Annotated in this window: 17 protein-coding genes and 1 other annotated feature; of the genes, 5 read left to right on the top strand and 12 right to left on the bottom strand. The window is 43.8% G+C overall.

The genetic code is table 11. From position 1 onward, the window contains the following. Window positions 1-32: 32 nt before the first annotated feature. Complete coding sequence (locus tag J7I90_RS10180; RefSeq protein WP_214771093.1) at window positions 33-1,145, bottom strand: PucR family transcriptional regulator; 1,113 nt, start codon at window positions 1,143-1,145, stop codon at window positions 33-35. Between the two features lie 73 nt (window positions 1,146-1,218). After that, window positions 1,219-2,907 (bottom strand): L-lactate permease, encoded by a 1,689-nt coding sequence (locus J7I90_RS10175; protein ID WP_214771091.1) that lies wholly within the window; start codon window positions 2,905-2,907, stop codon window positions 1,219-1,221. A gap of 255 nt (window positions 2,908-3,162) precedes the next feature. On the opposite strand from J7I90_RS10175, the gene J7I90_RS10170 reads away from it, so the two are divergent. The 4 genes from J7I90_RS10170 (at window position 3,163) to J7I90_RS10155 (ending at window position 6,944) form a co-directional block, all read left to right on the top strand. After that, entirely contained in the window at window positions 3,163-3,894 is a 732-nt protein-coding gene (locus tag J7I90_RS10170) for a FadR/GntR family transcriptional regulator (protein WP_214771089.1), read from the top strand. A 181-nt stretch (window positions 3,895-4,075) separates the two neighbouring features. Next, window positions 4,076-4,792, top strand: coding sequence for a (Fe-S)-binding protein (locus tag J7I90_RS10165; RefSeq protein ID WP_034309052.1), 717 nt, complete (start codon window positions 4,076-4,078; stop codon window positions 4,790-4,792). 23 nt (window positions 4,793-4,815) lie between these two features. Then, a complete protein-coding gene (locus J7I90_RS10160; protein ID WP_214771087.1) occupies window positions 4,816-6,246 on the top strand; it encodes a LutB/LldF family L-lactate oxidation iron-sulfur protein in 1,431 nt (476 codons plus the stop codon). Continuing rightward, on the top strand, window positions 6,240-6,944 hold the full coding sequence (locus tag J7I90_RS10155) for a LutC/YkgG family protein (protein WP_214771357.1): 705 nt from the start codon (window positions 6,240-6,242) through the stop codon (window positions 6,942-6,944). The genes J7I90_RS10160 and J7I90_RS10155 overlap by 7 nt, the downstream gene beginning before the upstream one ends. A 61-nt stretch (window positions 6,945-7,005) precedes the next feature. On the opposite strand, the gene J7I90_RS10150 is transcribed toward J7I90_RS10155, so the two are convergent. Beyond that, complete coding sequence (locus tag J7I90_RS10150) at window positions 7,006-8,091, bottom strand: M42 family metallopeptidase (protein WP_214771084.1); 1,086 nt, start codon at window positions 8,089-8,091, stop codon at window positions 7,006-7,008. Between the two features lie 64 nt (window positions 8,092-8,155). Continuing rightward, a complete protein-coding gene (locus J7I90_RS10145) occupies window positions 8,156-8,644 on the bottom strand; it encodes a dUTP diphosphatase (protein WP_214771081.1) in 489 nt (162 codons plus the stop codon). Window positions 8,645-8,754: 110 nt separating this feature from the next. Between J7I90_RS10145 and J7I90_RS10140 the strand changes: the two genes are divergently transcribed. Next, the gene (locus J7I90_RS10140) at window positions 8,755-9,135 is read left to right on the top strand and encodes a hypothetical protein (RefSeq protein WP_048681192.1); all 381 of its coding nucleotides are present in this window, start codon (window positions 8,755-8,757) and stop codon (window positions 9,133-9,135) included. 53 nt (window positions 9,136-9,188) lie between these two features. On the opposite strand, the gene J7I90_RS10135 is transcribed toward J7I90_RS10140, so the two are convergent. From J7I90_RS10135 to thrS, 8 genes are all read right to left on the bottom strand, one after another. Further along, window positions 9,189-9,758: a TVP38/TMEM64 family protein gene (locus J7I90_RS10135; RefSeq protein ID WP_034309063.1), complete on the bottom strand. Its 570-nt coding sequence runs from the start codon at window positions 9,756-9,758 to the stop codon at window positions 9,189-9,191. A gap of 60 nt (window positions 9,759-9,818) precedes the next feature. Beyond that, entirely contained in the window at window positions 9,819-10,094 is a 276-nt protein-coding gene (locus J7I90_RS10130; protein ID WP_048681184.1) for a DUF1294 domain-containing protein, read from the bottom strand. Between the two features lie 67 nt (window positions 10,095-10,161). Further along, on the bottom strand, window positions 10,162-10,521 hold the full coding sequence (gene rplT, locus J7I90_RS10125; RefSeq protein ID WP_034309067.1) for a 50S ribosomal protein L20: 360 nt from the start codon (window positions 10,519-10,521) through the stop codon (window positions 10,162-10,164). Between the two features lie 35 nt (window positions 10,522-10,556). Next, a complete protein-coding gene (gene rpmI, locus J7I90_RS10120) occupies window positions 10,557-10,757 on the bottom strand; it encodes a 50S ribosomal protein L35 (RefSeq protein WP_034309070.1) in 201 nt (66 codons plus the stop codon). Window positions 10,758-10,791: 34 nt separating this feature from the next. Further along, on the bottom strand, window positions 10,792-11,292 hold the full coding sequence (gene infC, locus J7I90_RS10115; RefSeq protein WP_034309072.1) for a translation initiation factor IF-3: 501 nt from the start codon (window positions 11,290-11,292) through the stop codon (window positions 10,792-10,794). Window positions 11,293-11,390: 98 nt separating this feature from the next. Then, window positions 11,391-11,527 (bottom strand) — a sequence feature (ribosomal protein L20 leader region). Window positions 11,528-11,654: 127 nt separating this feature from the next. Then, window positions 11,655-12,149, bottom strand: a complete 495-nt coding sequence (locus J7I90_RS10110) for a GNAT family N-acetyltransferase (RefSeq protein ID WP_214771079.1) — start codon at window positions 12,147-12,149, stop codon at window positions 11,655-11,657. A 52-nt stretch (window positions 12,150-12,201) separates the two neighbouring features. After that, window positions 12,202-12,372 (bottom strand): hypothetical protein, encoded by a 171-nt coding sequence (locus J7I90_RS10105; protein WP_214771076.1) that lies wholly within the window; start codon window positions 12,370-12,372, stop codon window positions 12,202-12,204. A 106-nt stretch (window positions 12,373-12,478) separates the two neighbouring features. After that, entirely contained in the window at window positions 12,479-14,410 is a 1,932-nt protein-coding gene (thrS, locus tag J7I90_RS10100; RefSeq protein ID WP_214771073.1) for a threonine--tRNA ligase, read from the bottom strand. Window positions 14,411-14,500 lie beyond the last annotated feature (90 nt).

Genomic DNA, 14,500 nt, shown 5'->3' with positions numbered 1-14,500 from the left:
CGAACATATAAAATTTTGAGCTTTACAAAGAATTAATTTGTATGTTTATCCAATACACATACTGCTAGATACATCGTGACTAAATCGGCTAGCTTCCTAGGATTCAGCCGGGTCAAATCCTCTATGCGCTTGAGCCTGTAATGGAGGGTATTGATATGGATATGCAGGGCTCTAGCGGTCTCTTTTAAGGATAGATCACATGCAAAATACATGGTAAGGGTTTTAAGCAGCTCCTCATTAGGAAGCAACTCCTGAATTGTCCTGGATAAATATTCCTGCCTTGTTTCAGCGGTAACTTCATCAAGCAGGACCTCAAGTTTCAAGTCTTCGTCAAATATGATACCTGATGAAGAAGACGCGATTTTCAAGGAACGTTCCGCTTTAAAAAACGCTGGCCTGAAAGCGGTTCCTGATGCACGCGAACTAACTCCTGCACACACTTTATAACCCGAACTCTCTTCCAGCTTTTTTTGCAGTTTACTTAGTTTCTTATATTGCTGGTTTTTTGAACCGATGAAATCGGCCATCGAAAGAATGACGAATCGGTTCCTCCCCCAACGTACTGCGATGTCATTGGGATGCTGCTGTCTTATGAATATCTGAAGCGTTCTCCATACATGCGGTTCAATGATTTCCTCAGTCTTGAATTCACCAAGGGTGATGATCCGGTCCGCATGAACATCAATCCCAAGCAACTTTGCCTTCTGAAGGAAGTGCTCATTGAACGTCTGCAGCTGATGCCATTCAAATACAAAGAATTCCATCAGACGTGATTGGGATTCTGCTTGTTCAATATGATAGCTTTCCTGGATGAACATCTCCGTCATTTTCTTTAATAGTTCCGCATAAGGGGAAACATGTTTGGGGTCACCTGTAATTCCAATGACACAAACGGCTTCCTGATTGAAGAAAATAGGCAGGTTTATCCCTGCCTTCACTCCTTTCCAACTTCGTTCATCCTGTTTATTTATGATCAATTTCTCACGATTGTTGAAAGCGTGGATGGCCCCTTCATGAAAAGATCCAATACGGCTGCCATCGGTGCTGGCGATAATCATGCCAGCATGATCAATAATGATGATCTCCTCATCAATCAGTTTTCGAACCTCATGCACCAATTTTCCTGCCACAGCTGCCAATTGCATGATATGTCCTCCTTTTTTGAATGGACTTGAAAATATTTCGAGGCTCCCCGATGAAAAGAGAGCCTCATTCTACTTATGGAATCATCCAGGACAGGACGCCATTTTGCAAGAAGGTAATCACACAAACAAGCAGCAATAAAAATATGCTATGTTTGAGCGTGAATCTCAATAATTCCGATTCCCTGCCGGCCAATCCTACGGCAGCACAAGCAATCGCTATCGATTGGGGGGAAATCATCTTTCCGGTGACCCCTCCGGAAGAGTTCGCCGCCAACGCCAGGACTGGTTCCATCCCCACTTTAAGCGCAGTCACTTTCTGCAGACTGCCAAATAAGAGGTTGGCTGATGTATCCGATCCGGTAATGAACACACCCAGCCAGCCGAGAACCGGTGCGAAGAACGGAAATAAATCACCCGATTTTGCCAGGGTCATCCCTAATGTTGTCGACATGCCTGAAGCATTCGTCACATAAGCAAAAGCGACCACGGTAGAAATCATCAAGATTGGTTTGGCCAACTCTTTCATCGCTTCAACAAAGGTTCCATAAAAGTCTTTTGCAGACATGTGTGCGATGAACTTCGTTACGATGGCAGCCAGTAAAATGGCCGTCCCGGCTGCTCCGAGCAGTTCTATTTTATAGAAAGCCGCAATCGGCAATCCATTGCTTCTGATTATCTCATTATGCAGACCTGGCACTTCGATTTGGAAGGTTAATAGTTTCCCGATTTCATTGATTCCGCCAAGCAGCACATTGTTGCCTTCATAATGTCCGGATAGCGCCGGCTTTATTGGGTTCATCCCCCATATTGTGATGAAAAGCGTTAACAGAAGGAATGGCGACCAAGCATGGAATATCTGCCATTTCGTATATTTCGTTTCCGTTTCGGCTGTATATAATGGTTCGACAGCAGCCGCCGTTTCCTCTGATGCAAAGCGAAAGATCGTTTTAGGTTTCCAGAATTTAAGGAAAATCGCCAATGCAAACAGTGACACTAACGCGGATAGGATGTCGGGTAATTCGGGACCAAGAAAATTCGAACTTAAGTATTGTGTGATGGCAAAGGAAACTCCGGAAACCAAAATTGCCGGCAAGACCTCAAGCGACCTTTTCCACCCAGTCATGATCAAAATGAGATAAAGCGGAATGAAAGCAGAAAGGAATGGCAATTGGCGGCCGACCATTTTTGAGATCTCCATGGCGGCTATGCCAGTAGGGCCTTCCATGGCGATGATCGGTATTCCAACCGCCCCGAATGCTACCGGAGCGGTATTCGCAATCAAACAAATCCCGGCTGCATATAGCGGGTTAAAGCCGAGACCGACTAAAAGCGCGGCTGAAATGGCGACCGGTGCTCCAAATCCCGCAGCACCTTCTAAAAAGGCCCCGAAAGAAAATGCCACCAATAATGCCTGGAGGCGCCGATCTTCCGTAAGCGAAAGCACAGATGAACGAATGATATTGAATTGTCCGCTTTTGACAGTCATCTTGTACAAAAATACGGAAGTGATGATTATCCATCCGATTGGGAGCAGCCCATATACGCCTCCTTGTGAAGCGGACATCACTGCTTTTCCTGCAGGCATCCCATATATCAATACAGCCACTGCAAGAGCTACAAGCAACGTCGTTATACCTGCCATGTAACCTTTCATGCGTTTGATGGTAAGCGCCCAGAAAAAGTAAAGAATTGGAATGAGTGCGGCAAGAGATGATAAAACTAAATTATCGGTGATCGGCGTAAAGTTTTGTGTCCATGTCATTCATTTCGACTCCTTTTTCTATAAACTTTTTAAAAAATTCAGAAATTTAACCCTAATTGAAACCCCTTACATATCCAAATATTCAAAGTCATCAGATGACTTGATGAGTACTCATTTAAATTAAATGATTGAAAATATAAAATCAAGATTTTTTTTATTTTTTGTTGATTTTTTAACTCTTCTGGAAGTGTCAAAGATCATTTGTGTTATATAATATTAACTAGAGAAACTCATAGAAAATAGAGGTGCTACTACTTGGTATATAAAAAAATAAAGCCGAAAAAAATTTATGAAGAAGTCAGCGATGAACTTTATGAAATGATTCGGTCAGGCAGCCTGAAACCAGGTGAACAATTGGATTCCATTCAGCAGCTTGCGGAAAATTTCCAAGTCGGGCGCCCGGCCATCCGCGAAGCATTAAGTGCATTGAGTTCAATGGGTCTTATTGAAATAAAACAAGGTGAAGGAACATTCGTCAAAACCTTCGATCCCGCCATCATGAACCATCCCTTGTCTGCCGCCCTTTTGATGGATCAAGACAATATCAAGCATTTACTGGAAGTTCGGAAAATCCTTGAGTCCGGTACGGCGGAAGTGGCAGCGAAGAAGAGAACGGAAGAAAACCTTATCGAACTCAAGGACATGCTTTCTAATATGGAAATGGTCTCGGATGATGAAGAACTAAGTGATAAAGCGGATATCTCCTTCCATGTTGCCGTGGCAAATGCATCACAAAATGAGCTGCTGATTACATTGATGAACCATGTTTCAGAATTAATGACGGAAAAGATGCGTGATATCCGTCGGGTTGCGCTTTATTCCGAAGAGATGACACTCAAGCAGCTTTACCAGCAGCATGTCAGGATATATGATGCAATCGTGGCACAGGATGAAGACGGAGCCCGCAGTGCCATGCTGTTTCATCTTCAAAGCGTCGAGGAATCGCTGGACCGGGTCATCCAAAAAAATCAGCAAAAGAATCATTGACATTCCTTTAAATTTCAAAAATACCCTATACAAAAAACGATTAAATTGATATATTATTTTGAAAACGATCACTTCATTTAAAAAATCTTGGAAATTGGTATCTTCTCTTAGCCATTTCCTTTTTCCATTTTCTAGTCATCAGATGACCTGTTAACTTATTTTGAAAAAGGAGGAGTTCAGATTGAAAGTTACTCTCTTTGCAACATGTTTAGTGGATTTGTTTCAATCCAATGTCGGCAAAGCGACAGTGGAGCTACTCGAGAGATTAGGCTGTGAGATCGATTTCCCGGAGTCACAGATATGCTGCGGACAGCCGGCATATAATAGCGGGTATACGAAGGAATCGAAGGACGCCATGAAAAAGATGATTAAAACGTTCGCAGATGCTGAATACATCGTAACCCCTTCCGGTTCCTGTGCAGCGATGTTCAAGGAATATCCGGTTCTTTTCAAAGGCGATGCCGTATGGGAAAGGAAAGCGGCATCATTAGCGGCTAAAACATATGAATTGTCCCAATTCATCGTGGATGTCTTAAAAGTGACCGACGTCGGGGCGACCCTCAAGGGAAAGGCCACTTATCATACTTCATGCCATATGACACGGCTGCTTAAGGTGAAGGAAGCACCTGCCATTTTATTAAGCCATGTCAGGGGGCTGGAAATGACACCACTTCCGGATGCCCAAAACTGCTGCGGGTTCGGGGGGACCTTTTCGGTTAAGATGGGTGACATTTCCGGGCAGATGGTCGAGGAGAAGGTATGCAATATTGAAGCTACAGGTGCCGACTTTTTAATCGGCGGGGATGCAGGATGTTTGATGAATATCGGCGGACGGATCCAAAGGAAGGGGCAACCGGTGAAAGTCCTTCACATTGCGGAAGTCCTGAATAGCATTTAAAGAAAGCGAGGAGGGAAAAACTTATGGCTATGAAAACCAGCTCTGCCAAATTTAAAGACCGGGTGGATGAAGGAATACATAATGACTTTATGCGATTGGCCGTATCCAGTGCCCAAGAACGATTACACGGACGGCGGCTGACTGCCGTTGATGAATTGGGAAGCTGGGAGGATTGGCGTTCCCTTGGGGAAGAAATCCGGCAGCATGTGCTCAGTAACCTTGATTTCTATTTGCACCAGCTTGCCGAAAACGTTTCGAAAAGGGGCGGTCATGTCTTCTTCGCTGAAACCGCTGAACAAGCAAGCGGCTACATCAAGGATGTCATTGTAAAAAAGAATGCCAAAAAGGTCGTGAAATCCAAATCGATGGTCACGGAAGAGATCAATTTGAATGCAACCCTTGAGGCAGTTGGCCTCGATGTCGTTGAAACGGACCTTGGAGAATACATTTTACAAGTGGATGATCATGATCCCCCTTCCCATATCGTCGCACCTGCCCTCCATAAAAATAAAGAGCAGATTAGGGATGTTTTTAAAGAAAAGCTTGCCTATACGCAAACTGAAAAACCGGAAGAGCTTACCGCCCATGTGCGGGGCATTCTGCGGAAAGATTTCTTAAGCGCCGATGTGGGCATTACCGGCTGTAATTTTGCGATTGCGGAAACAGGCTCGATCGGACTGGTGACGAATGAAGGAAATGCCGATTTGGTCACTGCCCTCCCAAAAACGCAAATCACCGTGATGGGGATGGAACGGCTTGTACCGACATTCGATGAATTCGAAGTCCTTGTCAGCTTATTGACAAGAAGCGCTGTCGGCCAAAGATTGACCAGTTACATCACCGCGCTTACCGGTCCGCGTGATGAAGGTGACGTAGACGGACCCGAGGAGTTTCACTTAGTGATCGTGGATAATGGACGCTCCTCCATCCTAGGAACCGAGTTTCAATCCGTTCTTCAATGCATTCGCTGTGCTGCCTGTATAAATGTCTGCCCGGTCTATCGCCAGGTTGGCGGTCATTCATATGGTTCAATTTACCCCGGACCAATCGGCGCTGTGCTTTCACCCTTACTCGGAGGATATGATGATTTCAAGGAACTGCCGTATGCCTCCACTCTTTGTGCAGCCTGTACAGATGCCTGTCCGGTAAAGATTCCACTCCATGATTTACTGAGGAAGCATCGGGAAGTCATCGTTGAAAAGGAAAAAATGTCGCCGTTTTCAGAAAAGATGGCCATGAAGGCCTTTGGGATTGGTGCGGCATCGCCCATGCTTTATAAATTAGGCTCCAAAATGGCCCCATCAGCGATGTCACCTTTTAAAACGGGGGATATCATCTCGAAAGGACCGGGACCGCTCAAAACTTGGACAGAAAGCCGGGAGTTCCCTGCTCCAGGGAAAGAGAGCTTTCGGGACTGGTTCAAAAATCGGGAAAAAGGAGGGAAACCATCATGAATGGAATCATCCATAATGAAGGGGCATTTTTAAACAATATAGCCAAAAACCTGGGAAGGGCTCCTATTACGGAAGGCATCTCCGTTCCGGAATGGAAGCACGCCCCCCAAAAAGAAGTTTTGAAACATGCGACACAGAATGATCTTGTCGCGGAATTGAAGGAGCAATGTAAACGGGTGCATACTCGATTTCACGTTACCGACTCCAAGCAAGTGATGCATTGTTTAAGTCAGGTGATCGAGGAACTTGGAAACGGACCCGTGATCATCCCTAAGGACGGTCGATTTTCCGAGTATGGGTTAGAGGGCATCTTAAAGGAAAAAGATGTCCATATATGGGATCACCAAGCCGGGAATGAAAATATCGAAAAAGCAGAAAGAGCTAACATCGGAATCACTTTCAGTGAGATGACACTAGCAGAATCAGCGACCGTCGTCTTGTTCAGTGACAAGGACCACGGCCGTTCCATCAGCTTCCTTCCTTCCTGCCATGTTTCCATCATTCCAAAAAGCACCATCGTTCCGCGAATGACCCAGGCTGCTGCGGCCATCCGCTCAAAAGTTACCCGGGGCGAAGTCGTTCCTTCCTGCATCAATTTCATAACAGGGCCGAGCAATTCGGCTGATATCGAAATGGACCTTGTCGTCGGCGTCCATGGACCCATCAAAGCCGTCTATATAATCGTCGAAGACAAGTAGAAATAAGAAAAAGAAAATGGAGAGGACCTATATTAGGCCTCTCCATTTATAACTTACTATATTAATCGTAAATGATCCGGTCAACCGCTTCGCGATCGAGGCGTTTAATCACTTCGACAATGAGCTTAACTGCATTCTCATAATCATCCCTGTGAAGCATTGCTGCGTGTGAATGAATGTAGCGTGTGGCAATCGTGATCGCCAGGGCGGGAACACCATTTGCCGTTAAATGGATGGAGCCGGCATCCGTCCCGCCGCCAGGAATCGATTCATATTGATAAGGAATATTCATTTCATCGGCCGTGTCGGTGACGAAATCGCGTAATCCCTTATGTGCCACCATCGATGAATCATAGATGACGATTTGCGGGCCTTCCCCCATCTTGCTCATCGCTTCTTTTTCGGAAACCCCCGGTGTATCACCAGCAATGCCGACATCGACGGCAAAACCGATATCCGGCTGAATTTTGAATGTGGATGTTTTGGAGCCACGCAGGCCGACCTCTTCTTGCACTGCGCCAATTCCATAAACTACGTTAGGATGGTCGCTGTCTTTCAGCTGTTTAAGCACATCAATGGCGATTGCACAGCCAATTCGATTGTCCCAGGCTTTGGCGAGCAGCATCTTTTCATTATTCATAACCGTGAATTCAAAATATGGCACAACCATATCCCCTGGCTTGACGCCCCATTCCTTAACCTCTTCTTTGCTTGATGCACCAATATCAATGAACATATCCTTAATATCAATCGGCTTCTTCCGCGCTTCCGCTGACAGGATATGTGGCGGCTTGGAACCGATAATGCCCGTTATATCTCCTTTACCCGTAACGATCGTCACGCGCTGGGCCAGCATTACCTGTGACCACCAGCCCCCTACCGGCTGAAAACGCAAAAATCCCTTATCATCAATTTGGGTGATCATGAAACCGACTTCGTCCATATGCCCGGTAACGACGATTTTTGGTCCGTTTTCATCTCCCGTTTTCTTGGCGATCAAACTTCCCAGGCCATCTGTCGATATTTCATCCGCAAATGGTGTTATGTATTCGGTCATCACTTTTCTTACTTCACTTTCATTTCCTGCAATGCCTTTAGCATCCGTCAAGGCAGCAAGCATCTTTAACGTTTCATCCAATTGAGCCATTCCCTTACCTCCTTATAACTTACATTACAAGAATAATTATACAGACAATCGATTTCATAAACAATCAGTAGCCTTGCTTTTGCCTTTCGTAATTCACTTCATTTTTGCTTACATATGCTTTTTCCACATCCGCTGCCGAAAATCCGAGAAACTCCCCTAAATGTAAATACGCAGTAAAAACCTTTTGGTAAGATGACTCTGTCAACTGTGTGCGAAATTCACTGATATAGCCGTAAATGGCAGTAAATTGAACCGTCAAATCCTCCTGATGCATCTTTATGGCAGATGGAACTTCCGGTACAAAACCCCGTTCGATCCCGAGTGACAAAATGAAATGAATGCCATCCACATATTCAGCCAAAATAGTTTCTTTATCAGAAGGTCCTTTAAGACTCCAGAATTTAAAACATCTTGTTTCATTGGCAAGCTCTCCAAGCTCCACTAAAAGAGCAAGTATCTTCCGTTCCACCAAGTCTTCCGCACCCAAATCATGCTTGGATTGTATATGCTCATCCAAAGCCGCCTGCATTTCCATTAATTTACTTATGTTCATTTTCATCACTTCTTTCCTTCGTCTTCCTCTAAATTATATCAAATAAATGAAACTTATTAAAAACCCATACGTAAATGAAAGGGAATCACTCTGTTTAAGGAGGTAGCTCCATGGTATTGATCATGCGGTTCATTCTTTTGGCTCTCATCATTTTCTTAATCTATACAGTCATTAAATACCTATTTAATCCGAAAAGAAAATTAGAGCTGGCCCATGAACAGAAAAAATTCTTTTTGCTCGACGATACAGCCAATATACGAAAGAATTTTTTATTGACGTACAACGGGGTGATGTTTGAAGGGGAAAAGTATTTAGGGACGACGGAACGCTCCTTCGAGGTCATCTCCATCTTCATTTGGCCTAAAAAAGTGGCAGGCCTGAAAGGCTTGAAGCGAAATGATTTCTTGAAAATCGAGGCAGCCATAAAAAAACAATACCCGGATGCCGTTATTGATTGGAAGAGCCCGGTCAAGGAGTTCTTACAAAATTGAAAAAAATCACGCATAATGAAGAGCCTTGAGGAAAACGGACTCAAGGCTCCATATTAATCATCTGAACGAAAAAATTCCTTCCAGGGGACGACCGTCTGCTTCTCTCTCAATAAATAGATCAATAAGGTTAAGGATAATAAAATGATGACGATCAGAGTGGGACTGAAATCTGCAATATAGTGGCCAAAAACCGTGTATACGAATGCTACAGGGAGATTGGTCATGAATGATAGGTAAAAATAATTTTTCAGCCCTTTATTGGATTCCAATAAACAAAGCGACAGTAAATAAAAGTGTATGAATGGTATTAGCCTGAGTACTGCAATTTGCCGGCTGTTCAGCTTTCGGTTTCCAAACAGCTTATTCTTAAGCCGCAGCAGCCTATCCTTTGTTTTCGGAAATTTGCCTATCACGAAATAAAAGGCCATGCTGGACAGCGTCAAACCGATTACCGAATAGATCGTTCCAAAAGCTGCCCCGAATAATACTCCTCCAGACATGCAAACGACAATGACGGGAATGAATAAAAATTGCCTTAATAAATGAAAAGTGATAAAAATCAACGGTGCAAACACGCTTCCAGATTGAACGTAGCTCATCACAAGTGTCAGTTTATCATTCATGCTCTCCCTCCAGCTACTCTTTGCTGCTTCTACAAGCATATACACTATACTGGCTACATATTACAATTGAATGAATAACTTAATCAATAAGCCTATCTGAAGAATCATCAATATAGGCAGGCCCCACTTAAAAGCGGCATGCTTCGTCTTATGGCGGAATTGCTTCATCCCCAAAAAGGACCCCGTCCCTCCTCCTATGACTGCCCAAAACCAAAGTGTCTTTTCGCTGATCCGGTACTCCCCATTACGCGCTTTCCTTTTGTCGATTCCCATTAAGGCAAACCCGATGATGTTCGTGATGATCATATAAGCAGCAATGAACCATACTCCTTGCATTCCCATGCCTCCTTTAAATATGTAAAAAGCCACCCTCTTGAAAAGAGAGTGGCTGTATCAGTCAGACTTATTTGTCTAATTGTTGTTTAGCAGCAGTTGCTAATTGAGCAAAAGCTTGTTCGTCAGCAACAGCAAGATCAGCAAGCATTTTGCGGTTCACTTCGATACCAGCAAGCTTTAGGCCATGCATTAAACGGCTGTAAGAAAGACCGTTGATGCGTGCTGCAGCGTTGATACGAGTGATCCAAAGTTTGCGGAAATCACGTTTCTTTTGACGACGGTCACGGAAAGCATAGTTTCCTGACTTCATTACTTGTTGGTTAGCTACTTTGAAAAGAATATGTTTCGCGCCATAGTAACCTTTAGCTAATTTTATTACCTTTTTACGACGTTTGCGAGTAACAGTACCGCCTTTTACACGTGGCATGTTATTTCCCTCCTATTTAACTCGATAAATCGAACTTATTTAATGTTATCTAACATATGACGAATACGTTTGAAGTCACCTTTGCTTACAAGGCTAGCTTTGCGAAGCTTACGCTTTTGCTTAGTAGATTTGTTAGCAAATAAATGGCTTGTGTAAGCGTTAGAACGCTTAAGTTTGCCGGATCCAGTCTTTTTGAAACGTTTAGCAGATCCGCGGTGAGTTTTCATTTTAGGCATAAGGTATTCCTCCTCATTACAAATTACTTTACAATTACTTTTCGTTTTTCGGTGCTAAGATAATGAACATGCTGCGCCCGTCCATTTTTGGGTGTTGCTCGATTGTAGCCACTTCTTTACATGCTTCAGAAAAACGAACGAGTACACGTTGACCAATTTCCTTATGCGTAATGGCACGTCCTTTGAATCGGATAGAAGCTTTTACTTTATCGCCTTTTTCAAGGAATTTAATACCGTTGCGAAGCTTCGTATTGAAATCATGCTCTTCAATCGTCGGGCTCAAACGAACCTCTTTCAGACTGATGACTTTTTGATTTTTACGTGCTTCCTTGTCTTTCTTTTGCTGCTCGAAGCGGTGTTTTCCGTAGTCCATGATCCGGGCTACCGGAGGCTTTGCATTTGCAGCAACTAAAACTAGATCAAGATTTACACGAGCGGCAATTTCCAATGCTTCGAATTTCGTTTTAATTCCAAGTTGTTCTCCGTTTTGGTCAATAAGACGAACTTCACGGGCTCGGATGCCCTCGTTTACCATCGCGTCTTTACTAATAGTTAGCCACCTCCAAAGATATTGGCGAATACGAATATTTGAATAAATTCGGTCACGCTCACAACTCGCTTACAGGATATAATCATAATAAAAAAGTGTGGATGCATGCTGCACCCACACTGATAGACTCATTCAGAAAGATCCAAATAATCAAATCATGACCTGTTAACTGCATTGTTTGCGTCAACCAGGTGAGAAGCGGGTGCTTCTTCTTTTCATCAAACACGTATTCAATTCACTTTAGAAATATATCATAAACACTGATGACTTGTCAAATGCTAAATTTTATTCGTTTTTCACAACAAAATTAATATTATCAGACATTCAGTTATTTGACAATACGTTTTTTAAAGTAATTTGGACAAAAAATATTCATCATGATACTTTCCATCAAAAAACAGTGATTCCCGCTTTATTCCTTCCTTTTCGAACCCCATCTTTCGATATAAAGAAAGCGCAGGGGCGTTATTTGCAATCACGGACAATTCCAGGCGCCGTATTTCGTTTGTCCGCGCATGCTCCTCCATTTTCTGAAATAACTTCGTACCGATGCCTTTTCCTCGGTCCTGTTCATGGATGCCGATGACGATTTTGGCTGAATGCCTCGTTCGGCCCATTTGATTGCCCAATAAGATTAGGTAACCATTCAGCTCATTGCCGCTAGCAGCAACGAGGACAATGGAAGGGGGATTTTTTTCGATTTGCTCCAATTGCTTTTCCATTTGTTTCGCCGTAGCTTTTCTTTCCCCAGGGTTAAACAGCATATACCCGGAATCTTCTACATGATTGAACAGAGCAGCCAAGTTACCCGCGTCTTTCCTTGAAGCCTTCCTAATCTCCATTTATCCCACTCCCCCTTTGGATACAGTCCATACTGGCCGAAGCCATCACATGTTAAGAGTCTTCTTTCGCCTTTTTCTTTTTCTCAATGGCATCCCAAGAAAATAGCGCTATCCAAAAAAACAGGACCGGGACGATGGCATATTGCCGATAATCATCCAATAACAATAAGATGATAATGACAAGGAATGTCGGTCCGAATAGATAAGTAAATTTCTTTTTCATGCTGCCCCTCCTTTTCATTGCTGTACATATTTTCACATGATGGTTTCATTTTATCATGCCATGATTAAAAAGAGGGACACAACTATATGTGCCCCTCTTTTTGCTATTAACGGCTCACTTCCGCCTTAATCGCTGAAACGAAATCTTCAAATGCTATCGTTTCGGATTTTTGTTCACCGTATTTACGTACATTCACGCTGCCTTCTTTGGCTTCATTGTCTCCAACGACCAGCATATACGGGATTTTTTGCATTTGCGCTTCACGGATTTTGTAACCGATTTTCTCGTCACGTGTATCCAGGTCGACACGAATGCCTTGCGCTTTAAGTTTTTCCTGTACTTCTTTCGCATAATCCAAGTGCACTTCAGGTGAGACCGGGATCACTTGTGCTTGGATAGGTGCAAGCCAAGTCGGGAATGCCCCCTTGTATTCTTCGATCAAGTAGGCTACAAAACGTTCCATTGTGGAAACGACGCCGCGATGGATAACAACCGGACGGTGCTGCTTGCCGTCCTCACCGACGTAATTAAGGTCAAAGCGTTCAGGAAGCAAGAAATCAAGCTGAACAGTGGAAAGCGTTTCATCCTTCCCTAAGGCCGTACGCACCTGGACATCAAGCTTAGGACCGTAGAATGCCGCTTCACCTTCCGCTTCAAAGTAATCCAGGCCAAGCTCATCCATGGCGCCTTTTAACATGCTTTGCGCTTTTTCCCACATGTCATCATCATCGAAGTATTTTTCTGTATCCTGAGGATCGCGATAAGACAGACGGAATGAATAATCCTTGATATCGAAATCTTTATATACTTCCAGAACTAGGTTCACAACACGCTTGAACTCTTCTTTGATTTGGTCGGGACGGACGAAAATGTGTGCATCATTCAATGTCATCCCACGTACACGCTGAAGGCCTGAAAGGGCACCTGACATTTCATAGCGGTGCATCAAGCCTAGCTCGGCAATCCGGATTGGCAGTTCGCGGTAGCTGTGGATGCTGTTTTTATAGACCATCATGTGATGCGGACAGTTCATCGGACGCAGGACAAGCTGTTCGTTTTCCATCTCCATGACCGGGAACATGCCGTCCTGGTAATGATCCCAGTGTCCGGATGTTTTATAAAGGTCCACGCTTCCCATTACAGGTGTGTAGACATGGTCATAACCTAAACGTTCTTCCTTGTCCACGATATATCTTTCGATTGTCCGACGGATGGTCGCGCCTTTTGGCAACCACATCGGCAACCCTTGCCCCACTTTTTGTGAGCTCATGAACAAGTTCAATTCTTTCCCGATTTTACGATGGTCACGTTCCTTGGCTTCTTCAAGGAAACGCAGGTGTTCGGCCAAATCTTCTTTTTTATAGAAAGCCGTACCGTAAATGCGTTGAAGCATTTTGTTTTTGCTATCGCCTCTCCAGTATGCTCCAGCGATGCTCAATAGCTTGAACTCTTTGATTTTCCCAGTTGATGGAACATGAATTCCACGACAAAGGTCAAAAAATTCACCCTGCTCATAAAGTGTTACCTGCTGATCGGCAGGAATCGCATCGATCAATTCCAATTTATACTCGTCGCCGATTTCTTTAAAACGGGAAATCGCTTCATCACGACTCACTTCGATGCGGGAAATTTCCAAGTTTTCGTTGACGATTTTCTTCATTTCTTTTTCAATCAATGGAAGGTCTTCGGGAGTCAATGATTCCTCCAGATCCATATCATAGTAAAAGCCGCCCTCAATGACTGGACCTACGCCGAATTTAGCATTTTTGTACAAACGTTTGATCGCTTGTGCCATCAAATGCGCTGTACTGTGACGCAATACTTCAAGAGCATCCGCTGCGTCCTGTGTGACGATTTCGATTGTACCATCTTGTTCAATCGGACGTTTTAAATCATATAATTCACCATTGAATTTTCCGGCAATGGATTTTTTCCTTAAACCAGGACTGATGGATGCAGCGATGTCTTCAGTTGTTGTGCCTTTAGCAAACTCCTTGACCGCTCCGTCAGGAAAAGATATTTTCAGTAGTTCTGACATTCAGTTTCACTCCTTCTTATTTGTTCGAACAAATTACAGGTTTTTGATTCCATTACAACACAAAAAAGCCCGCCCCTGTATAAAACAGGG

Source organism: Bacillus sp. ISL-57 (genome assembly GCF_018613135.1).
Classification (GTDB): Bacteria; Bacillota; Bacilli; order Bacillales; family DSM-1321; genus Peribacillus; species Peribacillus frigoritolerans.
Note: the sequence above shows the minus strand (reverse complement) of the source record. Positions and strands in the feature narration are given on the sequence as shown.